Consider the following 24,712-nt stretch of genomic DNA (forward strand, 5'->3'; position numbering starts at 1 on the left):
GGATCTAGCCCGGGACCTCCGCCGCGTCGGACAGCGCCCGGATCGCCATGGCCACCCGGGGCGGGGAGAGCCGCTCGCCGGAGGCCTCGGCCAGGTAGAGCACGTCGACGGCCTGCGCGGCGTAGGTCGCGACGTGGGCGGAACGGATGTCGATCTGCTCCTCCGCCAGGGCCCGCCCGAGGGCGTGCAGCAGTCCGGGCCGGTCCGCGGCCCGGATCTCCAGCACCGTGGCCCGTTCGGAGGCACCGGGGAGGATGACGATCCGCGGGTGCGCGACGAGCGAACGCACCCCGCCGGCCGGTTTCGGGGTCTGCGCGTCGCGGGCGGCGAGCCGGTCCAGGAGCGTGACGTCCCCGCCGACGATCCGGTCCAGGCTCTGGCGCAGCAGGACCGCCGACGGCGGATCGCCGCTGGGCGACTCCACCCACCAGGAGTCCACGGCCACGCCCTCCAGCGTCCGCACCAGCGCCGAGCGGACGAGGAAGCGGTGCCCGGCGAGCAGGCCGGCGAGGTCGGCGAAGACCCCCGTCCGGTCCGGGGTGACGACGGTGACGACGAAGAACCCGTCGACCTCGCGCACGGTGACCCGGGTCTCCCCGTCGCGCGCGACGGCGGCGGCGAGTGCCTGCTCGGCCTCGTCGAAGGGCGCCGGACCGGGCGCCTCCTCCCCCGAGAGGCTCTTGCGGGCGCGGGCGACGAGGTCGTCGACGAGGCGGGCCCGCCAGGGCGACCACGCCGCGGGGCCCGCGGCGCGCGCGTCGGCCTCGGTGAGCGCCCGCAGCAGCTTGAGGGTCTCGGCCTTGCCGTCGACGGCGGCCACGAGGGCCGCGACGGTCTGCGGGTCGTCGGGGTCGCGTCGGGTGGAGAGGTCGACGAGCGTGAGGTGCTCGGCGACGAGCCGCTCGACGACGGAGGCGTCCTCGGCGTCGAGCCCGACGCGTTCGGCGACGGCCCGGGCCAGCGGCGCGCCGCGGCGGGAGTGGTCCTGGACCCCGGGCAGCTTGCCGAGGTCGTGGGTGAGCGCCGCGAGCAGCAGCAGGTCGGGTCGCTCGACCTCGCGCAGGAAGGGCTGGGCGTTGACCGCGGTCTCGATGAGGTGGCGGTCGACGGTCCAGCGGTGGACGGCGTTGCGCTGCGGGCGGTTGCGGATCGCCGTCCACTGCGGGATCCACGCCTCGACGAGCCCGACCATGTCGAGCGACTCCCACACCGGCACCTGCGCGGACCCGGCGGCGAGCAGTTCGAGCATCGCCTCGCGGGCCGAGGCCGGCCACGGGAGCGGCAGCGGCGGGCAGGTGGTGACGAGGTGCTCCAGGGTCACCGGGGACAGCGGCAGCCCGGCGCGGACGGCGGTCGCGGCGGCGCGCAGCGGCAGGACGGCGTCGTCGGCGGGGCTGACCCCGGCGCCGAGGACGACCTCGCCGTCGTGCTCGACGAGTCCGTGGCCCAGCGAACGCAGCCGGGGACGCTTGCCGGTGGCCCGGAAGCGTCGGGTCGGCATGGACTGGCGGGCCCGGCGGGTCGTGACGTCGACGGCCGCGGAGATGGTCCGGGCGGCCTGCGCGACGGCGGCCAGCAGCAGGTCGGCGTCGGCGTAGCCGCAGACGACGGCGGTGGCGTCCTGCTCGGGCAGGATCAGCCGGTCGCCGGGGCGACCCGAGGAGGTCTGCAGTCCGTCGCGGATGTCGAGCAGGACGGTGTGGGCCTCGTCGACCGCGCCGTGCGGGCGGTCGGTGAGCCAGCTGGCGGCCAGCGCGCGCAGGGTGATCGCGTCGCGCAGACCACCGCGGGCCTCCTTGAGGTCCGGTTCGAGGAGGTAGGCGAGCTCACCGAAGCGCGCGGCGCGTTCGGCGAGGCCGTCGAGGATCTGGGGCAGGCGCCGGCGGGCCCCGCCACGCCAGTCGTCGAGGAGGTGCCCGCGGGTGCGGGCCACGAGTCCGCCGTCGCCGGCGATGACGCGCAGGTCGAGCAGGCCGGTGCCGGCGGCGAGGTCCGCGGCGGCGACCTCGCGGCACTCCTTGGCGGTGCGCACGGAGTGGTCCAGGCGCAGCCCCTGGTCCCACAGCGGGTACCAGACGCGGTCCGCGAGGGCGGCCACGTCGCCCCGCGGGAGGCGCCGGCCGTCGTGCAGCAGCACGAGGTCGACGTCGCTGGCGGGGCCGCAGTCGCCGCGGGCCAGCGAACCGACGCAGGCCAGGGCGACCCCGGAGGAGTCGTCGAGCAGTTCGGGCGCGTCCTGGGCCAGGGGGGCCAGGGCGTCCGCCCACACGTCGCGCAACCGGGACTCCACGAGCTCGACGAGCTCGGCGCGACGGTGCGGGCCGGGTCTGCCCGCCCGCACCGCCAGCGCGAGTCGCTCGGTGCGCAGGTCGGCGCTAACGCCGACCTGCCCGAGACGGGTTCATCAGGTGGTTCCTCCGTGCCGCTGGGTCAGGGGTCAGAGCGCGTCGGGGCCGTGTTCGCCGGTGCGCACGCGCACGACGTCCTCGACGTGCTGGGTCCAGACCTTGCCGTCACCGATGCGCCCGGTCTGGGCGCTCTTGACGACGACCTCCACGATGTCGGCGATGTCGACGTCGTCGACGAGGACCTCGACGCGGACCTTGGGCACGAGGTCGACGGTGTACTCGGCCCCGCGGTAGACCTCGGTGTGACCCCGCTGGCGGCCGAACCCGGACGCCTCCGAGATCGTGAGGCCCTGGATCCCGTAGGACTCCAACGCGGCCTTCACGTCGTCGAGCTTGTGCGGCTTGATGATGGCGGTCAGGAGCTTCATGCGGAGACCTCCGAGGATCCGGTGGAGGAGTGGCGGGCGTCGGTCGGGCTGGAGGGCGAGCCGATGACCCGGCCACCGCCCGCGGTGAGGGTGCCCCAGTCGTAGCCGGACTCGGCGTGCACGACGGTGTCGATGCCGGTGACCTCGTCCTCCTCGTCGATGCGGAAGCCCATCGTCTTGTTGATGACCGTACCGATGATCCAGGTGACGACGAAGGAGAAGACCATGACGATGACGGCGGCGTAGAACTGCTTCCACAGCTGGCCACCCCCGCCGCCGTAGAGCAGGCCGTCGACCCCGGCGGGCGCGTCGGCGGTGGCGAAGAAGCCGATGGAGATCGTGCCCCAGAGGCCACCGACCAGGTGGACGCCGACGACGTCGAGGGAGTCGTCGAAGCCGAGCTTGAACTTCAGGCCGACCGCCAGGGCGCACAGCACACCGGCGATGACACCGACGACGATCGAGGTCACCGGGTTCAGCGCGGAACAGGCGGGGGTGATGGCGACGAGGCCGGCGACGGCACCCGAGGCCCCACCGAGGGAGGTCGCGTGGCCGTCGCGGACCTTCTCGGTGAGCAGCCAGCCGAGGATGGCGGCGCAGGTGGCGGCGAGGGTGTTGACCCACGCGACGGCCGCGGTGCCGTTGGCGGCGGTGGCCGATCCGGCGTTGAAGCCGAACCATCCGAACCACAGCAGACCGGCGCCGAGCATGACCAGCGGCAGGTTGTGCGGGCGCATCGGGTCGCGACCGAACCCGCGGCGCTTGCCGAGGACGAGGGCGAGGGCCAGGCCCGCGGCACCGGCGTTGATGTGGATGGCGGTCCCACCGGCGAAGTCGATGACCCCGCGGCTCGCGATCCAGCCGCCGGTGGCGGAGACCACGTCGTCGAAGGCGAACACCCAGTGCGCGACGGGGAAGTAGACGATCGTGGCCCAGACCCCGGCGAAGACCATCCAGGCGCCGAACTTGGCGCGGTCGGCGATCGCACCCGAGATCAGGGCGACGGCGATGATGGCGAAGACGGACTGGAAGGCGACGAAGGCCATGGCCGGCAGGGTGCCGACGAGGTGGTCGGCGCCGAGGAGGCCGTTGAGGCCGAAGTACTCGAACGGGTCACCGAGCAGGCCGCCGCCGACGTCGTTGCCGAAGGCCATCGAGAAGCCGTAGAGCACCCAGAGGACCCCGATCAGGGCCATGGCGCCGAAGCTCATCATCATCATGTTCAGGACGCTCTTCGCGCGGACCATGCCGCCGTAGAAGAGCGCGAGACCGGGGGTCATCAGCAGCACGAGGGCCGCGGACGTGAGGACCCAGGCGGTGTCACCGGTATCCATGGGCAACAAGGCCTTCCACGAGGCCGGCGGAGCCGGCGGGGAGCAGGGACGGCCGCTTCGCAGCGGCTGGGAGCGGCTCCACCGTGACGTTCCCGCGTTACAGACCTTCGCGCGTCGTGTTTCGGGCACGTGACGAGGGCGGGGCCGGTGTGAACATCGCGTTACGCGGACGTCCCCGGTCGCCCCTCGTCACCCCACCGTGACCACGCTGTCACCGGTTCACGATCAGGACAGGATCGCGTCCACGAACGCCTCGGGGTCGAAGGGCGCGAGGTCGTCCGCGCCCTCCCCCAGCCCGATGAGCTTGACCGGCACGTCGAGCGAGCGCTGGACCGCGACGACGATGCCGCCCTTGGCGGTCCCGTCCAGCTTGGTCAGCACGATGCCCGTCACGTCGACGACCTCGGAGAAGACCGCCGCCTGGCGCAGTCCGTTCTGCCCGGTGGTCGCGTCGAGGACGAGCAGGACCTCGTCGACCGGTCCGTGCCGCTCGACGACGCGCTTGACCTTCCCGAGCTCGTCCATCAGCCCGACCTTGTTCTGCAGTCGCCCGGCGGTGTCGACGATCACCACGTCCGCCTCGGTGTCGATGCCCTGCTTGACGGCGTCGAAGGCGACGGAGGCGGGGTCCGCGCCGTCCTTGTCCGAGCGCACGGTCGGGACCCCGACGCGGTCGCCCCACGTCGCGAGCTGCTCGGCCGCGGCGGCGCGGAAGGTGTCGGCGGCGCCGAGGACGACGTCCTTGTCCTCGGCGACGAGCACGCGGGCGAGCTTGCCGACGGTGGTCGTCTTCCCGGTGCCGTTGACGCCCACGACCATGATCACGGCCGGGCGGCCGTCGTGCCGGGTGGTCTTGAGGCTGCGGTCGACGTCGGTGCCCACGGCCTTCAGCAGTTCCGCGCGCAGCATCTCGCGCAGCGCGGCGGGTTCGCGGGTGCCGAGCACCTTCACGCGCTCGCGCAGGGCGTCGACGATCTCCGTCGTCGGGCCGAAGCCGATGTCGGCGACCAGGAGGGTCTCCTCGACCTCTTCCCAGGTCGACTCGTCCAGGGTGTCGCGCGAGAGCAGCGCCAGCAGTCCCTGACCGAGGGCGGAGTTGGAACGGGAGAGGCGTCCGCGCAGGCGGACGAGCCGGCCGAGGGCCGGCTCGGGCGTCTCGGCGAGCGGCCCGTCGGGCAGGTCGACGGTGTCGACCGCGCGGGAGGGGGAGTCGCGCGGGAACTCGGCGTCGTCGCCGACCCCGGGGAGCGGTTCGTCCTCGTCCAGGCCCGGCTGGCGACCGGGGCGCGGCGGGAGCGAGCGTCGCCGGCTGCGCGGACGGACGAGGCCCACGACCGCCCCCACGCCCCCGAGGGCGATGACGACGACCAGGCCGATGATGACTTCCCAGGTGTCCACGAGCGTCGATCCTCCCAGACGCCGGGGCCACCACCCGTCAGCGCGCTCGGGCCGTGCGGCGTTCCTCGCCCTGGTGGCGGCGCTGGGCCTCCAGGCGTTCGGCGACCCGGACGGCGACGCGTTCCCGGTGGTGGCGCACGACGGGCAGCACGCGACCCGCCCAGGCGTCGATGCGGGCGATGAGCCGGCTCCCTCGTCGGCGCATGGTCGGCGCGGCCACCGAGAGCAGCACCACGAGAGCGAGCCCCACCGTCAGGGCGAACGTCACGAGCAGAGTCGTCACCACGAGAGCACCACCACCCGGATCTTCACCCGCCCAGCGTGCCCCGTGCGTCACGCCCGCACCACTCCACGCGCCCAACGTTGCCGCCCCGTGACCAGATGCTCACCGGGGCGTCACCGGACGGAGACCTCGGCGGGTGCGGGCTCGCGCATCCGCTGACTGACCACGGTGCTGATCCCGTCGCCGCGCATGGTCACGCCGTACAGGGCGTCGGCGATCTGCATCGTCCGCTTCTGGTGGGTGATGATGATCAGCTGGCTGGAGGCCCGGAGTTCCTCGAAGAGCGTGATGAGCCGCGAGAGGTTCGCGTCGTCGAGCGCGGCCTCCACCTCGTCGAGGACGTAGAAGGGGCTGGGGCGCGCCCGGAAGATCGAGACCAGCATCGCGACCGCGGCGAGCGAGCGCTCACCCCCGGAGAGCAGCGACAGCCGCTTGACCTTCTTGCCGGCCGGGCGGGCCTCGACCTCGATGCCGGTGGTCAGCATGTTCGAGGGGTCGGTGAGGACCAAGCGGCCCTCCCCCCCGGGGAAGAGGCGGGGGAACACCTGCTCGTACTGCTCGGCGACCTCGGCGAAGGCCTCGGAGAAGACGCGTTCGACGCGCTCGTCGACCTCCTTGACGATGTCGAGCAGGTCCTTGCGCGAGTTCTTGAGGTCGTCGGACTGGGTGACGAGGAACTGGTGGCGTTCCTCCATCGCCGCGTACTCCTCGAGCGCGAGCGGGTTGACCTGCCCGAGCTGGGAGAGCGCCCGTTCGGCGCTGCGGCGGCGCTTCTCCTGCTCGGAACGGACGTAGGGGCGCGGTGCGGGTTCCGTCTCGGGTTCGGGGTCCCCCGGGGCCGGCGCCGACGGCGGGACGAGCTGGTCGGGACCGAACTCCTGCACCAGGACGTCGGGGTCGGTGCCGAGCTCCTCCAGCGCGCGCTGGCGCAGCTGGTCGATCTTCCAGCGCTGCTGGGCGCGGGCGACCTCGTCGGCGTGGCGGGAGTCACCCAGCCGCTGCTGCTCGTCCTTCAGCGACCCGACGGTCCGCCGGGCACCGGTGACCTCCTCCTCGAACCTCGCCCGCGCGGCCTCCGCAGCGGCGCGCAGGGTCGCGGCCTCGGCGGCGGAGGTCTCCCAGACCACCAGCGCCCTGGCCGCCCCCTCGCGCACGCGGGTGGCGACGCGGGACTGCTCGGCGCGCCGGGCCCGGCGGACGGCGGCGCGTTCGCGGGCCGCGACCTCCTCCCTGGCCTGCCGTTCGAGGCCGTCGGCCCGCCCGGCCAGCGCGCGGGCGCGTTCCTCGGTGGTGCGCAGGGTGAGGCGGGCCTCGGTCTCCGTCGCGCCGAACCCGCGGGCGACCTCGGCGAGGCGGTCGCGTTCGTCGGTGGTGACGTCACCGTCGTCCTCCGGGGCCGCCGAGGCGGCCTCGAAGCGTTCGGTGAGCTCGGCGAGTTCGGCCCGGTCGCCCGCGAGGCGTTCGCCGACCTGCGCCCGCGTCGCGCGGAGGCGGTCCGCTTCCGCCGCAGCCGATCGCACGGCGGAGCCGAGCTGGCCCAGTTGTTCCGCGACCGCGGTCATCCGGGCGTCGGAGTCGTGCAGGCGGTCCAGGGTGGCCTCGACGCGTTCGGTCGCGGTGCCCCGGTCGCGCTGCGCCTGCTGCAGCGCGAACTGCGCCCGCTGGGCGCGGTGCTCGGCGGCCGAGAGCGCGTCGGCCGCCTCGTCGACGGCGGCCTGGACCTGCAGGAGGCTCGGGGCCGACCGCGACCCCCCGGCGGCGAGGTGCGCGCCGAGGAGGTCGCCGTCGCGGGTGACGGCGACGAGGTCGGGGTGGGACTCCGCGACCCGTTGCGCCGCAGCGAGGTCTTCGACGACGACGACGTCGCCGAGCAGCCGGACCAGCGCGGGGTGCAGGTCGGCCGGCGCGGTGACCAGGGTCATCGCGGGTTCCGCACCCGGCACCGTCACGGCACCCCAGTCGGACGAACCGGCGGAGGCGACGAGCATCCCGGCCCGGCCGGCGTCGTCGTCCTTGAGGTGGGCGATGGCCCGTGCCGCGTCCGCGGGGGTCGAGACGGCGACGGCGTCGGCAGCGGACCCGAGGGCCGCCGAGATCGCCTGCTCGTAACCGTTGCGGACGCCCAGCAGCGCGGCGACCGAGCCCAGCACCCCGGAGACGGCCGACCCGGCGGCGAGCAGCGCCCCGGTCCCGTCCTTGCGGGAGAGCCCGATCTCGAGCGCCTCCTTGCGGGCCGCCCAGGTCGCCCGCTCGCGTTCGGCGGCCGACAGCTCCGTGCGGGCGCTCTCGTGCGCGGCCTCCGCGGTCTCCAGCTGCTCGGCGGCCTGCTCGTACTCGGCGTCGAGACCCTCCTCGCCCTCCTCGACCCCGGCGACCTGGGTCTCCAGCGTCGCGAACTCGGCCTGGGCGCGTTCGCGGCGCCGCTCCGCGTCGGCGAGGGAGCCGGAGAGCCGTTCCAGCTCCGACTCGGCGGCCTCGACCCGGCTGGTGCGGGCGGCGACCTGGCCGCCGAGGCGGGCCAGTCCCTCCCGGCGGTCGGCGGCGGCGCGCAGGGCGGCCGCGACCCGCTGATCCTCGGCCCGCGCGGCCGCGTCGGCCTCGGCCCGGGCGGCGAGCACCACGTCGAGGGCGGCGCGGTGGGTGGCGACCTGCGCGGTGAGCTCGGCCTCCTCGGCCCGGACGCGGTCGGCGGAGACCTGCAGCTCCTCCGGGTCGCGCCGTCCGGTCTGCTCCTCGGGTTCGTTCGCGAGCAGCCGGAGTCGTTCCGCCGCCAGCGCCTGCACCCCCCTGAGCCGTTCCGCGAGCGACTGCAGCCGGTGGTGGGTCTCGACGGCGCGCGCGAGGTCCGGGGCGGCGGCCGCGGCGGCCTTCTCCGCGGCGTCGAGGCGCTGCGCGGCCTCGGTCAGGTCGGCCTCGACCTGGGCCTGGCGCGCCTTCAGCGCCGCCTCGTCCTGCTCGTCGCGCCGCAGCGAACTGCTCGCCTGCACGAGGTCGTCCGCCAGCAGCCGCAGCCGCGAGTCACGCAGGTCCGCCTGCACGACCTGGGCCCGCCGCGCCGCCTCGGCCTGACGCCCCAGCGGCTTCAGCTGACGACGGATCTCGCTCACGAGGTCGGCCACGCGCGTGAGGTTGGCCTCCATGGCGTCGAGCTTGCGCAACGCCTTCTCCTTGCGGCGGCGGTGCTTGAGGACCCCCGCGGCCTCCTCGATGAAGGCGCGGCGTTCCTCCGGCGAGGCGTGCAGGACCCCGTCGATCTGCCCCTGGCCGACGATGACGTGCATCTCGCGACCGATGCCGGAGTCGGAGAGCAGCTCCTGGACGTCGAGGAGACGGCAGGTCTGGCCGTTGATCGCGTACTCGGAACCACCCGTGCGGAACATCGTCCGGGTGATCGTGACCTCGGCGAACTCGATCGGCAACGCCCCGTCGCTGTTGTCGATCGTCAGGCTGACCTCGGCGCGGCCGAGGGCGGAGCGACCCTCCGGGCCGGTCGTGCCGGCGAAGATGACGTCCTCCATCTTCCCGCCGCGCAGGCTCTTCGCGCTGGACTCCCCCATCACCCAGGTCAGGGCGTCCAGCACGTTGGACTTCCCCGACCCGTTCGGGCCGACCACGCACGTGATCCCCGGCTGCAGTCGCAGCGTCGTCGCGGAGGCGAACGACTTGAACCCCTTGAGGGTGAGGGTCTTCAGGTGCACAGGGCAGGAGCCTAACGAGGCGGGCCCCGTGATCCGCGCAGGCGAACGTCGCGCGCGGCGGACCTGCCGGCGGTCATCACGACCCGGAATGACCGAAACCACGACACGCTCGGTACTCGATGCGTGACCGGGTGCCGATGTAGAACGGTGGAACACCCTCGCACCCCGCGCACTCCCCGGAAGGACCTCTGTGCCGACCCGCCCCACCGGCGAGCAGCGAACCAGCCGCCTCACCCGCAGTCCCCGCCCCGCCTCCCGCAACCTCCTCCGCGGCCTTCCCGCCCGGGTCCTGCCCGCACCCCGCCGGGCCCCCTCGGTGCTCGCCGGCCGGGTCGGCGCCCCGAACGCCGTCGCCCAGGGCCAGGAGGTCCCGCTCAAGCTGCTCGTGACGCTGGCGCTGCTGTCCGCGATCGGACCGTTCGCCGTCGACATGTACCTGCCGACGTTCCCCGACCTCGCGGGCGACCTGTCCACCAGCGCGGCCCGGGTCCAGCTGACGCTCACCACCTTCATGCTGGGCATGGCCGCCGGGCAGCTCGTGCTCGGTCCGCTCTCCGACCGGCTCGGCCGTCGCAGGCTGCTGCTGGCCGGCTCGGCCGTCACGTTCCTCGCCGGGATCGTCTGCGCCCTGACGCCCTCCATCGGTGTCCTCGTGCTCGCCCGCCTCGTCCAGGGGCTGGCGGGAGCGGCCGGGCTCGTCATCGGCCGCGCCGTCGTCGCCGACCTCGCCACCGGGCGCGCCGCCGCCCGCGCGTTCTCGACCCTCGGCGTCATCGGCGGCGTCGCCCCCGTGGTCGCGCCCCTGCTCGGAGGGCTCATCGCGGGCCACGGCGGCTGGCGCGGGATCTTCGGGGTCACCGCTCTCGCCGCGCTGGCGATGGTGGTCGCCGCGTACTTCGTCGTGCCCGAGACCCTCCCCCGCGAGCGCCGCCACGCCGGCGGGGTCCGCGACGTCGTGGTCACCGCCAAGGCCGTGCTGTCGCGCCGCGGCTACGTCGGCTACGTCGGAACCCTCGTCCTGGTCTTCGGGACGGTCTTCTCCTACGTCTCCGCCTCGCCTTTCGTCCTGCAGAACGTCGTCGGGCTCTCCACCGGCACCTACTCGCTGGTGTTCGCGACCAACGCCCTCGGCATCGCCGCGGGCGGCGCCGTCTCGACCCGCCTGCTGCGCCGCCACGGCCCGTCCCAGATCCTGGCCGCCGGCGTGCTGATCCAGGTCGTCTGCGCCGCGGGGTTGTTCACGACCGTGCTCGCCTTCCACGCCTGGACGCCGGCCGTGCTCGTGCTGCTGTGGTTCACCGTGTTCAGCTGCGGTCTGGTCTTCGGCAACGCCACGGCGCTCGCGGCCGACGAGGTGCGCTTCGCCTCCGGCACCGGGTCGGCGCTGCAGGGTGCGTTGCAGTTCACCATCGGTGCGCTGGTCTCCCCCGTGGTCGGGTTGGCCGGGGAGCACTCCGCGGTTCCGATGGTCACGACGATGCTCGCCTGCACCGGCGCCGCGGCGCTGATGCTGTTCCTCGTCGCGAAGCCGGCCCGACGGGCCCACGCCGACGCCTAACGCGTCTCGAACCCCTCGACGCCCTCGGCGGGTCCCCAGTGGTCGATGACCCGGGTGACCCGCCCGGGGCGTTCGTGCGTGGAGGGGTCGGCGCGCAGCCGGGACAGCAGCGACTTCAACGCGGGACGATCACCCTCCGCGAGGACCTCGACCCGTCCGTCCGGGGTGTTCGTCGCGGATCCGCTCAGCCCGAGATCGCCGGCCTGGCGCTGCACCCACCACCGGAACCCGACACCCTGGACGGAACCGGTCACCAGGGCTGTGAGTCGCTCCACCCCGTCACCGTACGACGCCACCTACGACGATCCGACCGCTCAGGCGGCCGGGTCCTGCTCGCCGCGGGATTGCTCCTTCGCGGGCTCGTCGTCCTCGTGCTGGCGCTGGTGCTGCACGGGCATCGCCCGGGTGAGCATCTCGGCGAGGCGCCACGCCTCGGAGCGGTTCAGGTGCAGACCCATCTCCCGGTGGCTGCCGAGGCCGGAGTAGATGGCGACGCCGGCGAGGTTCGGTTCGGAGCCGTCGTCCTCGATGACGCTGAGGCAGAGCCAGGGCTTGATCCCGGGCCGGAAGTGCGCGAGCCGCATCGGCGGGACGTCGCGCTCCCCGATCAGGTAGGGCACGAGCATCCGCACGTAGGAGAGGTCGTAGACCTCGGCGCGCCCGTCGGCACGCAGGATGACGTCGTTGCCCTTGATGCTCACGGACTCTGCCGCGGTCGCCCCTAGCTGCACCGACCCAGTCCAGTGCATGCCGTGCGTGAACGCACCCCGAGCGGTGTCCCGATCTCGAACCGCGAGACGGGCAACCCCGCGGTCGAGGGGTTCACGCGTAGGTCGAACCGCCGGAGACGCCGAAGAACTCCTCCATCGTCGTGACCCCCTTCGCCGCCATCTGCGCGACGAGGTCGGTCCCCACCCAGCGCCAGTGCCAGGGTTCGGGCGCGTAGCCGGTGACGTCGGTCTTGTCGTCGGGGTAGCGCCGGAGGAAGCCGAACCGGCCGGCGTTGGCGACCAGCCAGTCGTACTCGGGTGTCTGGCCGAAGCAGTTCTCCAGGAGGCACCCGGGTCGGCTGCTGCCGCTGAAGTCGACGGCGAGGCCGGTCTGGTGCTCGCTGTAGCCGGGGCGGGCGGAGACGCTCTCGGCGCTCTCCACGCCGTCGCGGGCGACCGCGTTGTCGTGGACGTCCTGCTGGTGGGCCAGTGAGCGGAACCCGCTGGTCACCCCGAGGGACACCGTGGCCGACTTCGCCGCCGCCAGCAGCCCCTGCAGGTCGGCCGCGATCGTGCTCGCGACCTCTTTGCCGCCCACGACGGCGATCTCCGGGGCGTAGTCGTGGGGGGCGATCGGGTGCTGCTTGTTCACGATGACCCACGGGCTGCCGGCCTCGGTGAGGGAGTGCGCGGGCGGGGTCGCGGACGGAGCGGGCTGCGCGGCCGCGTCATGGACGGCGGGGTCCCCGCCGGCCACTCCCACGACGCCGGGTGAGTCGTCGACTCCCCCGGCCCGGGTCGCGACGACCCCGATGCTCGTCCCGGCGGCGACGACCCCCACGAGCAGCGTCCGACGGGCCACGACGGCGCGGTGGCTGTAGCGACGCCGGCCGTCGGGCAGGACGTCGGGCGCGAAGGGGGACCGCCCGCTGCCTCGAGTCATGAGGCGATCCTTCCAGCCGCGACGGACAGGGCCCGGCACGGCGCGCGGGTGATCACGCCGTACCGGGCCGTACGTCACGCTCTGCTCCTCAGCCAGTCACCGTGTGCTCACCGGCCGTGAGTTCCTGCTCGGTCCCGTTCGGCAGCCGCAGCAGCGCGGTCGTCCCGGCCGGCACCGTGACGTCGACGGTGAGCCCGCTCGGCTCGTCACGCCAGTGGACCGCGAGGCGGCCGTGCGGGGTCTCCAGCGCACCCCGCGCCCACGCGAGGCCACCGCCGGGCTGCGGGGCGATGAGCGAGCGGGCGTAGCCGGGCTCCAGCGGGGACAGACCCGCCACCACCCGGTGCATCCAGTCGGCCACGGCCCCCAGGGCGTAGTGGTTGAAGCTCGTCATCTGCCCCGGGTTGATCGTCCCGCCGGGCAGCATCGAGTCCCAGCGTTCCCAGACCGTCGTCGCCCCCATGGTCACCGGGTAGAGCCAGGACGGGCAGCCCTCCTCCAGCAGCAGCCGGTAGGCCTCCTCCAGGTGGCCGGTCGCGGTGAGGGCGTCGGTCACGTAGGGGGTTCCCGCGAACCCCGTGGAGACGCGGTAGCCGGCCTTGGCCACGACCTCGGCGAGCCGGTCGCCCGCCTTCGCCCGCACGTCGCCCTCGAGCAGCCCGAAGTCGATGGCCAGGGCGTAGACCGTGGCGCAGTCGGACCGGACCCGGCCGTCGGCCTCGACGTAGTGCTCGGTGAACGCGGTGCGCAGGCGGTCGGCCAGGGCGCCGAACTCCGCCACGTCCGCCGGCTTCCCGAGGACCTCCGCGATCCGGGCCAGCGTCCGGGCGCTGCGGTGGGCGGCGGCCGTCGAGACCACGCCCTTGTCCGCCTTGGCCGCGGCCGGGTCGTCCGGCGGTGCATCCGGGTCCAGCCAGTCGGCGAACTGGAACCCGGTGTCCCACAGGTCGGTCGGGGACAGCAGGGACTCCACGCGGCGCACGTGGGCGACCGCGGCGGGGTAGGCCTCGGCCAGCGCCGCCTCGTCGCCGTAGGCCTGGTAGAGCGACCACGGCAGCCAGACCGCGACGTCGGACCAGAAGGAGGTCGTGTCGGGCTCGCCGCGCAGTTCCTTCGGCGGGTTGAACTTCAGGACGTCGGGCACCACGTAGGGCGTGATGCCCTGGTTGTGCGCCTGTTCGGCGTCGAGGTCACGCAGCCAGTCCTGCAGGAACGTCGACACGTCGAAGAGGTAGGCGGCGCTGGGGCCGAACACCGCGAGGTCGCCCGTCCAGCCGAGCCGTTCGTCGCGCTGCGGGCAGTCCGTGGGGACGTCGAGGAAGTTCCCCTTCTGGCCCCAGACGACGTTGCGGTGGAGCTGGTTGACGAGTTCGTGCGAGCACTCGAACTCGCCCGTGCGGCGCAGTTGCGAGTGCACGACGACGGCTTCGAGGTCGTCCACGTCGAGGACCCCGGGCCAGCCCCCGATCTCGACGTAGCGGAACCCGTGGAACGTGAACGTGGGTTCGAAGGTGTCCCGCCCCCCGGAGAGGACGAACCGGTCGGTCGCCTCGGCGGTGCGCAGCGGACGGGTACCCAGTTCCCCGTGCTCGAGGACCTCGGCGTGCCGGACGGTGATGGTCGAACCCGCCTCGCCCTGCACGGTGAACCGCAACCAGCCGACGAGGTTCTGACCGAAGTCGACGAGGGTCTGCCCGCTCGGCGACGTCGTCACCGCGACGGGACGGACCACCTCCTGCCGACGTACCGGCGGCCCGATGTGCTCGGTGAGGCGCCCGGTGTCGAACTCCGCGACGTGCACCCCGCTCCACCCGTCGACGGGGCCGTCGAGTGCGGCCCAGCGGGGTGCCCGCAACCGGGCGTCGATCGTCTGACCGTCGTAGATCTCGTCGGCCAGCACCGCCGAGGGCCGCGCCTGCCAGTCGGCACCGGTCGCGACGACCTGTTCGTGGCCGTCGGCGAAGGTGACCTCGAGCTGGGCGAAACCTCCGATGTCCTTGGAGTACAGCCCGCTGTCGCCGCTCCACGCGAGGCGCCCGACGGCCCACCCGTTGCCCAGCGCCAGGCCGAGGACGTGGTCCCCCGCGCTGAGGCGCGACGTCACGTCGTGACTGACGTAGCGCAACCGCCACTCGTAGCTGCTCCAGCCCGGGGTGAGGACGTCCTCGCCCACGGGTTCGCCGTCGAGCTGGGGTTCCACCACCCCGAGGGCACTGACGTGCAGGACGGCCGAGGTCACCTCCCCGTGGCCCTCGTCGAGGGTGAAGCGCGTGCGCAACAACGGAGCCTGGTCGACCTCGTCGGCGACGATCATCGCCGCCTGCCAGCGTGGGGTCATGGGGGTGCTTCCTCCTGCGGTGCGACGGTGGGGCCGGGTTCAGCCCTTGACGGCGCCGGACGTCATGCCGGCGACGATCTGACGGTTGAAGAACAGGTACATGAGCAACGGCGGAATGGTGATGAGCAGGATGTCCATGAACAGCAGGTTGTAGGAGTTCAGGTTCTGGCTCTGGAAGTTGAACAAGGTCAGCTGGACCGTCGCGTTGTCGTCACCGGGCGCGAAGTACAGCGGGTTGGTGAAGTCGTTGAAGATGTTCACCGACTGCACGACGATGATCGTCACCGTGACCGGTCGCAGCAGCGGCAGGATCACGCGGAAGAACAACCGGAAGGGACCTGCACCGTCGAGGATCGCGGCCTCGTCGAGCTCCCGGGGCACCGTGCCCAGGAAGGCCCGGAACAGCAGGATCGTGAACGAGAGCCCGTAGGCGATCTCCACGAAGATCAGGCCCGGCATCCCGCCGAACAACCCCAGCTTCTGCAGCACCCAGATCGTCGGGACGATGGCTGGCGGCATGATGAGCCCGGCCAGCACGAGGAAGCTCACCACCGGGGTCAGCCGGCTCTTGCGGCGCTGCAGCACGAAGGCGACCATCGCCCCGAGGATCACGAGGGCGGTCACCGAGACGACGGTGAGGACCGTGGAGTTGATGAACGCGATGACCAGGATGTAGTCGCGCGTCTGGAGGACCGTCGTGAAGTTCTGCACGAGGTCGAAGTTCCGTGGCCAGGCCAGCGCGAACTCCCCGGCCTGCTGGGCGTCCATCACGGCCGTGAGGACGATGAACGCGAACGGGACGAGGAAGACGACGACACTGGCCACGATGGCCACCCCGCCGAGCCCGTAGCGGGCCAGGGTCCGGTTCACAGGTCCACCTCACGCTTCGCCATGAACCGGGTCAACGGGATCACGATCGCCGTGACCGCGATGAACAGGATCACGTTGCCCGCGGTCGAGAGGCCGTAGAAACCGGCCTGGTACTGCTTGTAGATCACCGACGCGATCACGTCGGAGGTGAAACCCGGACCGCCCTTCGTCATGGCCCAGATCAGGTCGAAGGACCGCAGACCGCCGATGAGCGAGAGCGTCACGACGGTGGACGTCGCGGGCCAGGACAGCGGCAGGACGATGTTGCGGAACGACGCCCACGGCCCGGCCCCGTCGACCTTCGCCGCCTCGCGGTACTCGTTGGGGATCGAGACGATCCCGGCCATGTAGATGACCGTGGCGAGCCCGACCCCCTTCCAGACGTCCACGAGCGCGACGGAGAACAGGGCGAGCGAGGGGTTCGTCAACCAGCCCGGCCCGTCGAGGCCGACCATCCCCAGGACGTGGTTGATGACGCCCTTGCTGGGGTGCATGAGGACCTGGAAGGTGATGCCGACCCCGACCGTGGACACCAGCACCGGGAAGAACACGACCGAGCGGAGGTAGCCGCGGCCGACGATCTGCGAGGTCAGCAACAACCCCAGGGCCATCCCCAGCACGACCTTCGCGCCCGAGGTGATGACCGCGTAGACCAGGGTGTTCACGAAGCCCTTCGTCAGCGCGGGTTCGGAGAAGAACTGCCGGAAGTTGTCGAACCCGATGAACTCACTGGTGAAGATCGTCCACCGCGTGAGGCTGAAGTAGAACGACAGCAACGTGGGGATGAGGAAGAGCAGGCCGTAGATCACGGCCGCCGGCAGGTAGAACCAGTTCGGGTAGAAGCTGCGTCGACGCCCGCCACGACGCTCGCCGCGGGGGGCGTGGACGCGCGCCTTCGGCGAGTCCGTGCTGACGGTCGTCGACACGCCCGTCACCAGCCCGCGAGGCCGAGTTGCTGGGCCTGCTTCTCGACGTCCTGGTCGTAGAGCTTCGCGGCGTCGGCGGCCGAGCTGATGCCCGAGCCCACCTGCACGCAGAGCTGCTCCAGGTTCGGCCCCTTGACCGGGGACAGGAACTCCAGCGCCGGGGACTGCTTGTCGGCGTCGAAGTAGGCCTGGACGTCCTTGGTCACCTGGGGGACGTCGGCCGGCAACGTGCACCCCTCGACCAGGTACGGACCGGTGGGCGGGCTGGCGGAAGTCTGCGCCTCGCAACCGGCCGGGCTGGCCACGAAGGCCAGGAACTTCTTCGCGGCGCTCAGCTGGTCCCCCTTCGTCGTGGCCGGGATGTAGACGGCGTTCGGGAACCAGGCCGTGAGCCCGTTCGCCGCGGCGTCGGTCCCCGGCAGCGCGAAGAAGCCGATGTCGTTCACCTTGTCCGGCGACGCCGCGGCGAGGGTCGTGATGTTGCTGGAGAGGATCGGGTACATCGCCCCGGTGCCGTCGGCGAGCATCCGCATGCCGTCCGGCACCTTCGCGGAGGCGTAGTCGGAGTTCTCGTACCCCTTCTCGTAGACCTCCTGCAGGTGCTGGAACCCGGCCTCGGCCACCGGGTCGGAGGCGTACTTGGCCTTGTTCGCCGTGTAGTCGGCGGCCCAGTTCGGCTTCGCCGCGGCGACGTTGTGGAAGTCGCCGAGCACGAAGAGCTGCGCCGTCCAGGTCTCGCCGTAGGTCTGGACGACCGGCGTGATGCCGGCGGCCTTGATCTTGTCGCTGACGCTGACGAACTCGGCCCAGGTGGTCGGGACGCTCAGACCGAGCTGCTCGAAGACCTTCTTGTTGTACATGACCCCGCCACCGAAGGCGGTTCCGTAGGGGACCCCGTAGACGTCGTCGCCCACCGACACCTGCGGCGTGAACGCCTCGTCGACCTTCGCCACCGAAGCGTCGCCCGTGAGCTTGGCCAGGTTCTTCTCCGGTGCGATCTGCTGGAACAACGAGCCGGAGTTGTAGTCGAAGACGTCGGGCATGCTGCCGGTCTGCAACCGGGTCTTGACGAGGTTGTCGCCCTCGGTCCCCGCCGGCTTGCCGTCGAGCTTGACGGTGATGTCGGGGTTCTCCTTCTCGAAGGCGGTCACGACGGCCTTCGCGGTGGCCTGCGCCGTCTCGTCGACCCCCGTGAGCCAGGTGATGGTCGTGCCTCCGGCGCTGTCGTCGGAGGTCGAGCCCAGGCTGCCTGCGCTGCAGGCGGTCAGCGGCGCCAGGGTCAGGACGACGGCCAGGGCGAGGGCGCGACGCAACGGTCGGACGCGGTGTGGATCGTGTGTCATGGACGTCTCCTCTTCGAGACTGCAGCCGGCGGCAGTGCCGGCACTTCACCGCCTGACACGATTCAAAGCGGTACCCCGAGTTTGGAGACTGGGGCACCGGGAGTCAAGCACCGAGCCGTCACATTCCCGGATCGTTTGCGCAGGTCAGCCCGGAATGCGCTTACCCACGTCAGTTCGTGGACCGAGGCCCGAAACGACGACCGCCTCGGCGGGCAGCGTGTTCGACGCACCTTGTGAAACGTGTCAAAGTCCCGCTATCGTGACCGGACCCCGATGGAGTGGAGTCCCCATGAACGAGACACAGGTCCTCGCCGCCCTGCGCGAGCAGACGATCGAACTCCCCAGCTGGGCGTTCGGGAACTCCGGCACCCGCTTCAAGGTGTTCGGCACCCCCGGAACCCCCCGCGACCCCTTCGAGAAGCTCAGCGACGCCGCCCAGGTGCACCGCTACACGGGCGTCGCCCCCCGCGTCTCCCTGCACATCCCCTGGGACCTCGTCGACGACTACGGCAAGCTCGCCGCCCACGCGGCCGACCTCGGCGTCACCATCGGCATGATCAACTCCAACCTCTTCCAGGACGACGAGTACAAGCTCGGCTCCCTGACCCACACCGACCCGAAGGTGCGCGCCAAGGCCGTCGCCCACCACGCCCAGTGCATCGACGTCATGCGGGCCACCGGGTCCAAGGAACTCAAGCTGTGGCTCCCGGACGGCACCAACTACCCCGGCCAGGACGACCTGCGGGACCGCCAGGACCGCCTCGCGGAGTCCCTGCAGCAGATCTACGCCCTCCTCGACGACGACCACCGCCTCGTCCTGGAGTACAAGTTCTTCGAACCCGCCTTCTACTCCACCGACGTCCCCGACTGGGGCACCTCGCTGCTGCACTGCCTAGCACTCGGCGAGAGGGCCAAGGTCGTCCTGGACACCGGGCACCACGCCCCCGGCACCAACATCGAGTTCATCGTCGTCCAGCTGCTGCGTCAGGGCCGCCTGGGCGCGTTCGACTTCAACTCCCGCTTCTACGCCGACGACGACCTCATGGCCGGCGCCGCGGACCCGTTCCAGCTGTTCCGGGTCATGTACGAGATCGTCCGCTCCGACGCCCTGCGCGCCGACAGCGGCGTGAACTTCATGCTCGACCAGTGCCACAACGTCGAGGACAAGATCCCCGGCCAGATCCGCTCCGTCACCAACGTCCAGCAGGCCACCGCCAAGGCCCTGCTCGTCGACCGGGACGCGCTGCGCGCCGCCCAGCAGGCCGGCGACGTCCTCGGCGCCAACGACGTGTTCATGGACGCGTACCACACAGACGTCCGCCCCCTCCTCGCCGGACTGCGCGAGGAGATGGGCCTGGACCCGGACCCGATGGCCGCGTTCAAGGCCTCGGGCTACCTCGCACGGATCGCCGCCGAACGCATCGGGGGCCAGCAGGCTGGATGGGGAGCATGAGTCCTGCAGGACGGACCACGGTCGGGGAACTGATCGCCCGCTCGAACGCCCTGGGGGCGGACCCGCGGTTCACCAACTACGCCGGCGGGAACACCTCCGCCAAGGGCAGCGCCACCGACCCCGTCACCGGCACCGACGTGGAACTGCTGTGGGTGAAGGGCTCCGGCGGAGACCTCGGCACGCTCACCGAGCAGGGCCTCGCCGTCCTGCGCCTGGACCGCGTGCGGGCGTTGAAGGACGTCTACCCGGGTCTGGAGCGCGAGGACGAGATGGTCGCCGCGTTCGACTACTGCCTGCACGGCAGGGGCGGCGCCGCCCCGTCCATCGACACCGCGATGCACGCCCTGGTCGACGCCGCCCACGTCGACCACCTCCACCCCGACGCCGGCATCGCCCTGGCCTGCGCCGCCGACGGGGAGAAGCTCACCGAACAGGTCTACGGCGACAAGGTCGTCTGGGTCCCGTGGCGCCGTCCGGGGTTCCAGCTCGGCCTCGACCTCGCCGCGATCAAGGACGCCAACCCCCAGGCCGTCGGGACGATCCTCGGCGGGCACGGCATCACCGCCTGGGGCGACACCTCGGCGCAGGCCGAGGCGAACTCCCGGTGGATCATCGAGACCGCCGAGGCGTTCCTGGCGCAGAACTCCCACCCGCAACCCTTCGGCCCCGTGCTGCCCGGCCACGAGGCCCTGGAACCCGCAGCGCGCCGGGCCCGGGCCGCCGCCCTGGCGCCGGTGATCCGCGGGATCGCCTCCCACGACAAGCCCCAGGTCGGTCACTTCAGCGACGCCGACGTGGTCCTGGACTTCCTCTCCCGCACCGAGCACCCCCGCCTCGCCGCGCTCGGCACGTCCTGCCCGGACCACTTCCTGCGCACCAAGGTGAAACCCCTCCTCCTCGACCTGCCTCCGACGACCGACCTCGAGACCACGATCACGCGGTTGCAGGAACTGCACGAGGACTACCGGGCCGACTACCAGGCCTACTACGACCGCCACGCCGACGAGCACTCCCCCGCCCTGCGCGGCGCCGACCCGCTCGTCGTGCTCGTCCCCGGCATCGGGATGTTCTCCTACGGCAAGGACGCCCAGACCGCCCGCGTCGCCGGCGAGTTCTACGTCAACGCCATCAACGTCATGCGCGGAGCCGAAGGGGTCTCCAGCTACGTCCCCATCGACGAGGCGGAGAAGTTCCGCATCGAGTACTGGGCCCTGGAGGAGGCCAAGCTCCAGCGGATGCCGAGACCGAAACCCCTGGCCACCCGGATCGCCCTGGTCACCGGTGCCGCCTCCGGCATCGGCAAGGCCATCGCCACCCGCCTGGCCGCCGAGGGCGCCTGCGTCGTCGTCGCCGACCTGGACCTGGCCAAGGCCCAGGCCGCCGCAGCCGAGCTGGGATCGTCCGACGTCGCGGTCGGGGTCGCGGCCGACGTCTCCGACCCCGACGCCGTGAAGGCCGCGGTCGATCAGGCCGTCCTGGCCTTCGGGGGTCTCGACCTCGTCGTGAACAACGCCGGGTTGTCGATCTCGAAGCCGTTGCTGGAGACCACCGAGGAGGACTGGGACCTGCAGCACGCCGTCATGGCCAAGGGCTCCTTCCTGGTCGCCCAGGCCGCGGCCCGCGTCCTCATCGCCCAGGGCCTCGGCGGGGACATCGTCTACATCGCCTCCAAGAACTCCGTCTTCGCCGGCCCGAACAACATCGCCTACTCCGCGGTGAAGGCGGACCAGGCCCACCAGGTCCGCCTCCTCGCCGCGGAACTCGGTGAGCACGGCATCAAGGTCAACGGCGTGAACCCCGACGGGGTCGTGCGCGGGTCGGGCATCTTCGCCGGCGGGTGGGGCGCCTCGCGGGCCAAGACCTACGGCATCGAGGAGGAGGACCTCGGGAAGTTCTACGCCCAGCGCACCCTGCTCAAGCGCGAGGTCCTGCCCGAGCACGTCGCCAACGCGGTGTTCGTCCTCACCGCCGGCGAACTCAGCCACACGACCGGTCTGCACGTCCCCGTCGACGCCGGCGTCGCCGCCGCGTTCCTCCGATAGGAGCCCGAACGATGTCCGTCCACATCGCGGTGGACCTCGGCGCCTCGAGCGGCCGGGTGATGCTCGGCACGGCCGCGCCGGGTGTGCTCCACCTGGAGGAGCTGCACCGCTTCCCCAACGGCCCTATCCCGGTCAACGGCGGGCTGGTCACCGACGCCGTCGGCCTGTGGCAGCAGGTCCTCGTCGGTCTGCGCGCCGTCGCCCGCACGAACCCCGGGGCGAGCACCGTGGCCGTCGACACCTGGGCCGTCGACTACGGCCTGCTGGCGGCCGACGGGACGCTGCTGGGGACCCCCCGGCACTACCGCGACCCCCGGACCGAGGGGGTCGCCGAGCGTGTCCTGGCCCGGGTCCCCGGGGCGGAGCTCTACCGGCGCAACGGTCTGCAGCACCTGCCGTTCACGACGATCTACCAGCTGATCGCCGAGGCGGACGGGCCGCTGCTGGGCGCGGCGTCCGACGCGTTGCTGCTCCCGGACCTCTTCGGGTTCTGGCTGTCCGGCGTCCGCGGCGCGGAGGCCACCAACGTCTCGACGACGGGCCTGGCCGACGTCGCGACCGGACGCTGGGCCGACGACCTCGTGGACCTCGCCGAGCTCGCGCGGACGCTGCTGCCGCCCGTGCACGACCCGGGAACCGTCCTGGGGACCCTGCGTCCCGACGTGCTCGACGCCACGGGACTGGACCCCGCGACCCGCCTCGTGGCGGTCGGTTCGCACGACACGGCCTCGGCCGTGGTCGCCGTCCCGGCCGCGGACGAGGACTTCGCCTACATCGCGTGCGGGACGTGGGGCCTGGTCGGCGTCGAACTCGGGCAGCCCGTCGTCTCGGCGGAGTCGTTCGCGGCGAACTTCACCAACGAACGCGGCGTGGACGACCGGATCCGCTACCTGCGCAACGTCATGGGGCTGTGGGTCCTGCAGCAGTGCGTCGCCGAGTGGTCCGCGCGGGACCGGGTCGACCTGGGCGAGCTCCTCGCCGCCGCGGCGGAGGTCCCGCCGGGCGGACCGGTGATCGACATCGACGACGCCCGCTTCCTGGCCCCCGGGCCGATGGTCGAACGGGTCGCCGCGGCGGTGGCGGAGTCCGGTCGCCGTCCCCCGGGGGAACCCGCCGAGGTCGTGCGCTGCGTGCTGGAGAGCCTGGCCGACGCCTTCGCGCGCACCGTCGCCGACGCGGTCCGGTTGTCCGGCCACCCCGTGCGCGTCGTCCACCTCGTCGGCGGGGGGGCCCGCAACGCCCTGCTCTGCCGCCTCACCGCGAACGCCTGCGGACTGCCGGTGGTCGCGGGGCCCGTGGAGGCCACCGCCCTGGGCAACGTCCTGGTCCAGGCCCGCGCGGCCGGGGACCTGTCCGGGTCCCTGGAGGCGCTGCGGTCCCTGGTGCGCCAGACTGCCGACCTCACCACCTACGTCCCGGATCGCACCACCGCAGGAGTGTCGTGAAACGTCAGGTCCCCAACGCCCGCGAGATCCTGGAGCTGGTGCAGTTCAAGAAGCCGGAACTGGACGGCCGCAAGCGCCGCCTCGAGTCCGCGCTCACCATCGAGGACCTGCGTCACATCGCCAAGCGCCGGACCCCGCGCGCCGCCTTCGACTACACCGACGGTTCCGCCGAGGGCGAGATCTCCCTCGCCCGAGCCCGTCAGGCCTTCTCCGACGTGGAGTTCCACCCCTCGATCCTGCACGACGTCTCCACGGTCGACACCTCCACCACGATCTTCGGCGGCCCCTCGGCCCTGCCCTTCGGCATCGCCCCCACCGGCTTCACCCGTCTCATGCAGACCGAGGGCGAGACCGCCGGAGCCGGAGCCGCCGGGGCGGCCGGCATCCCCTTCACCCTCTCCACCCTGGGCACCACCTCGATCGAGCACGTGAAGGCCGCCAACCCCACGGGCCGCAACTGGTTCCAGCTCTACGTCATGCGCCAGCGCGAGATCTCCTACGGCCTCGTGGAGCGCGCCGCGAAGGCCGGTTTCGACACCCTGATGTTCACCGTCGACACCCCCATCGCGGGAGCCCGCCTGCGCGACAAGCGCAACGGCTTCTCCATCCCGCCCCAGCTCACCGCCTCCACCATCCTCGACACCATGACCCGGCCCTGGTGGTGGTTCGACTTCCTCACCACCACCAAGCTCGAGTTCGCCTCCCTCACCGAGACCGGCGGCACCGTGGGGGAACTCCTCGACTACGCGATGGACCCCTCCATCGACTACGGCGACCTGGAGACCATCAGGGCCATGTGGCCCGGGAAGCTCGTCATCAAGGGCGTCCAGAACGTCGCGGACGCCAAGAAGCTCGTCGACCTCGGCGTGGACGGGATCATCCTGTCCAACCACGGCGGCCGCCAACTGGACCGCGCCCCCATCCCCTTCCACCTCCTGCCCGAGGTGGTCCGCGAGGTCGGCCACCACACCGAGGTCGTCATCGACACCGGCATCATGAACGGAGCCGACGTCGTCGCCTCCCTCGCGATGGGTGCGAAGTTCACCCTGGTCGGGCGCGCCTACCTCTACGGCCTCATGGCCGGCGGACGTCAGGGCGTCGACCGCGCGATCCAGATCCTCACCGAGCAGGTGGTGCGGACGATGAAGCTCCTCGAGGTCGCCGACGTCTCCGAGCTCGGACCCCAGCACGTCACCCAGCTGGAGCGGCTCGTCCCCCGCGCCCGCCCGTGAGGGTCGCCGCGTGGGCGTCGATCACGGCCTGGAGCAGTCCCGGGAAGCGTTCGTCCAGGTCGGCGCGGCGCAGGGTGTTGAGGATGGCCGTCCCGCGGTAGCGCTGGTCGATGACGCCGGCCTCCCGCAGGACCCGGAAGTGGTGCGTCGAGGTCGACCTGGTCACGGGGAGGTCGAACGCGATGCAGGCCTGGTCGTCGTGCCCCCCGGCCAGCTGCGCCACGATGCGCCGCCGGACGGGGTCGGCCAGGGCCGCCAGCACGGCGTCGAGGGAGAACCGCTCCTTCTCGGGGTGCTCCAGGGTCCGCACTCTCGCTCCTCTCCGTTCCGCAGGCGGGTGCTACGGTCTTCGTCGTACTACGA

General features: G+C 72.1%; 19 protein-coding genes. 5 read left to right on the top strand and 14 right to left on the bottom strand.

All coding sequences use genetic code 11. The annotated features are described in order from the left end of the window. Positions 1-4: 4 nt before the first annotated feature. The 6 genes from OG218_RS04870 to smc form a co-directional block, all read right to left on the bottom strand. Positions 5-2,368 (bottom strand): [protein-PII] uridylyltransferase, encoded by a 2,364-nt coding sequence (locus OG218_RS04870; RefSeq protein WP_328296216.1) that lies wholly within the window; start codon positions 2,366-2,368, stop codon positions 5-7. A 69-nt stretch (positions 2,369-2,437) separates the two neighbouring features. Beyond that, the gene (locus OG218_RS04875) at positions 2,438-2,776 is read right to left on the bottom strand and encodes a P-II family nitrogen regulator (protein ID WP_328292074.1); all 339 of its coding nucleotides are present in this window, start codon (positions 2,774-2,776) and stop codon (positions 2,438-2,440) included. After that, on the bottom strand, positions 2,773-4,110 hold the full coding sequence (locus OG218_RS04880; RefSeq protein ID WP_328296217.1) for an ammonium transporter: 1,338 nt from the start codon (positions 4,108-4,110) through the stop codon (positions 2,773-2,775). The genes OG218_RS04875 and OG218_RS04880 overlap by 4 nt, the downstream gene beginning before the upstream one ends. Before the next feature lie 225 nt (positions 4,111-4,335). Next, positions 4,336-5,508, bottom strand: a complete 1,173-nt coding sequence (gene ftsY, locus OG218_RS04885) for a signal recognition particle-docking protein FtsY (protein ID WP_328292075.1) — start codon at positions 5,506-5,508, stop codon at positions 4,336-4,338. 37 nt (positions 5,509-5,545) lie between these two features. Further along, a complete protein-coding gene (locus OG218_RS04890; RefSeq protein ID WP_328292076.1) occupies positions 5,546-5,791 on the bottom strand; it encodes a hypothetical protein in 246 nt (81 codons plus the stop codon). A 113-nt stretch (positions 5,792-5,904) separates the two neighbouring features. Next, positions 5,905-9,489 carry a chromosome segregation protein SMC gene (gene smc, locus OG218_RS04895; protein WP_328292077.1) on the bottom strand — a complete coding sequence of 1,195 codons (3,585 nt, stop codon included), beginning with the start codon at positions 9,487-9,489 and terminating at the stop codon, positions 5,905-5,907. A 190-nt stretch (positions 9,490-9,679) separates the two neighbouring features. Here smc and OG218_RS04900 point away from each other — a divergent pair, with 190 nt between their 5' ends. Then, entirely contained in the window at positions 9,680-11,047 is a 1,368-nt protein-coding gene (locus tag OG218_RS04900) for a multidrug effflux MFS transporter (RefSeq protein ID WP_328292078.1), read from the top strand. Here the strand turns inward: OG218_RS04900 and OG218_RS04905 are convergent. From OG218_RS04905 to OG218_RS04935, 7 genes are all read right to left on the bottom strand, one after another. Further along, complete coding sequence (locus OG218_RS04905; protein ID WP_328292079.1) at positions 11,044-11,322, bottom strand: acylphosphatase; 279 nt, start codon at positions 11,320-11,322, stop codon at positions 11,044-11,046. The two genes, OG218_RS04900 and OG218_RS04905, sit on opposite strands and share 4 nt — an antisense overlap. A 39-nt stretch (positions 11,323-11,361) precedes the next feature. Continuing rightward, positions 11,362-11,748 carry a hypothetical protein gene (locus OG218_RS04910; protein ID WP_328292080.1) on the bottom strand — a complete coding sequence of 129 codons (387 nt, stop codon included), beginning with the start codon at positions 11,746-11,748 and terminating at the stop codon, positions 11,362-11,364. A 121-nt stretch (positions 11,749-11,869) separates the two neighbouring features. Next, positions 11,870-12,700, bottom strand: coding sequence for a M15 family metallopeptidase (locus OG218_RS04915; RefSeq protein ID WP_328292081.1), 831 nt, complete (start codon positions 12,698-12,700; stop codon positions 11,870-11,872). A gap of 88 nt (positions 12,701-12,788) precedes the next feature. Continuing rightward, positions 12,789-15,038 (bottom strand): family 78 glycoside hydrolase catalytic domain, encoded by a 2,250-nt coding sequence (locus OG218_RS04920; protein WP_328292082.1) that lies wholly within the window; start codon positions 15,036-15,038, stop codon positions 12,789-12,791. Positions 15,039-15,077: 39 nt separating this feature from the next. Beyond that, a complete protein-coding gene (locus OG218_RS04925; RefSeq protein ID WP_328292083.1) occupies positions 15,078-15,908 on the bottom strand; it encodes a carbohydrate ABC transporter permease in 831 nt (276 codons plus the stop codon). After that, positions 15,905-16,834 carry a carbohydrate ABC transporter permease gene (locus OG218_RS04930; RefSeq protein WP_328292084.1) on the bottom strand — a complete coding sequence of 310 codons (930 nt, stop codon included), beginning with the start codon at positions 16,832-16,834 and terminating at the stop codon, positions 15,905-15,907. Before OG218_RS04930 ends, OG218_RS04925 begins: the two co-directional genes overlap by 4 nt. 5 nt (positions 16,835-16,839) lie before the next feature. Beyond that, positions 16,840-18,177, bottom strand: coding sequence for an ABC transporter substrate-binding protein (locus OG218_RS04935; protein WP_328292085.1), 1,338 nt, complete (start codon positions 18,175-18,177; stop codon positions 16,840-16,842). 289 nt (positions 18,178-18,466) lie between these two features. Here OG218_RS04935 and rhaI point away from each other — a divergent pair, with 289 nt between their 5' ends. Genes rhaI through OG218_RS04955 form a run of 4 tightly spaced genes read left to right on the top strand, consistent with a single transcriptional unit; the run spans position 18,467 to position 24,349 of the window. Then, the gene (rhaI, locus tag OG218_RS04940; RefSeq protein ID WP_328292086.1) at positions 18,467-19,630 is read left to right on the top strand and encodes an L-rhamnose isomerase; all 1,164 of its coding nucleotides are present in this window, start codon (positions 18,467-18,469) and stop codon (positions 19,628-19,630) included. Further along, the gene (locus OG218_RS04945) at positions 19,618-21,672 is read left to right on the top strand and encodes a bifunctional aldolase/short-chain dehydrogenase (RefSeq protein ID WP_380161535.1); all 2,055 of its coding nucleotides are present in this window, start codon (positions 19,618-19,620) and stop codon (positions 21,670-21,672) included. The genes rhaI and OG218_RS04945 overlap by 13 nt, the downstream gene beginning before the upstream one ends. An 11-nt stretch (positions 21,673-21,683) precedes the next feature. After that, positions 21,684-23,117, top strand: coding sequence for a rhamnulokinase (locus OG218_RS04950; protein WP_328292088.1), 1,434 nt, complete (start codon positions 21,684-21,686; stop codon positions 23,115-23,117). Next, positions 23,114-24,349, top strand: a complete 1,236-nt coding sequence (locus OG218_RS04955; protein ID WP_328292089.1) for an alpha-hydroxy acid oxidase — start codon at positions 23,114-23,116, stop codon at positions 24,347-24,349. The genes OG218_RS04950 and OG218_RS04955 overlap by 4 nt, the downstream gene beginning before the upstream one ends. On the opposite strand, the gene OG218_RS04960 is transcribed toward OG218_RS04955, so the two are convergent. Further along, a complete protein-coding gene (locus tag OG218_RS04960) occupies positions 24,309-24,659 on the bottom strand; it encodes an ArsR/SmtB family transcription factor (RefSeq protein WP_328292090.1) in 351 nt (116 codons plus the stop codon). The genes OG218_RS04955 and OG218_RS04960 overlap by 41 nt on opposite strands. Positions 24,660-24,712 lie beyond the last annotated feature (53 nt).

The organism is Kineococcus sp. NBC_00420 (assembly GCF_036021035.1).
Lineage (GTDB): Bacteria > Actinomycetota > Actinomycetes > Actinomycetales > Kineococcaceae > Kineococcus.

What these genes read in the sequence shown, in the direction of transcription:
- OG218_RS04915 (WP_328292081.1), bottom strand. Translation starts at nt 12,700, where the DNA reads ATGACTCGAGGCAGCGGGCGGTCCCCCTTCGCGCCCGACGTCCTGCCC.
- rhaI (WP_328292086.1), top strand. Translation starts at nt 18,467, where the DNA reads ATGAACGAGACACAGGTCCTCGCCGCCCTGCGCGAGCAGACGATCGAA.
- OG218_RS04920 (WP_328292082.1), bottom strand. Translation starts at nt 15,038, where the DNA reads ATGACCCCACGCTGGCAGGCGGCGATGATCGTCGCCGACGAGGTCGAC.
- OG218_RS04880 (WP_328296217.1), bottom strand. Translation starts at nt 4,110, where the DNA reads ATGGATACCGGTGACACCGCCTGGGTCCTCACGTCCGCGGCCCTCGTG.
- OG218_RS04935 (WP_328292085.1), bottom strand. Translation starts at nt 18,177, where the DNA reads ATGACACACGATCCACACCGCGTCCGACCGTTGCGTCGCGCCCTCGCC.
- OG218_RS04875 (WP_328292074.1), bottom strand. Translation starts at nt 2,776, where the DNA reads ATGAAGCTCCTGACCGCCATCATCAAGCCGCACAAGCTCGACGACGTG.
- OG218_RS04945 (WP_380161535.1), top strand. Translation starts at nt 19,618, where the DNA reads ATGGGGAGCATGAGTCCTGCAGGACGGACCACGGTCGGGGAACTGATC.
- OG218_RS04950 (WP_328292088.1), top strand. Translation starts at nt 21,684, where the DNA reads ATGTCCGTCCACATCGCGGTGGACCTCGGCGCCTCGAGCGGCCGGGTG.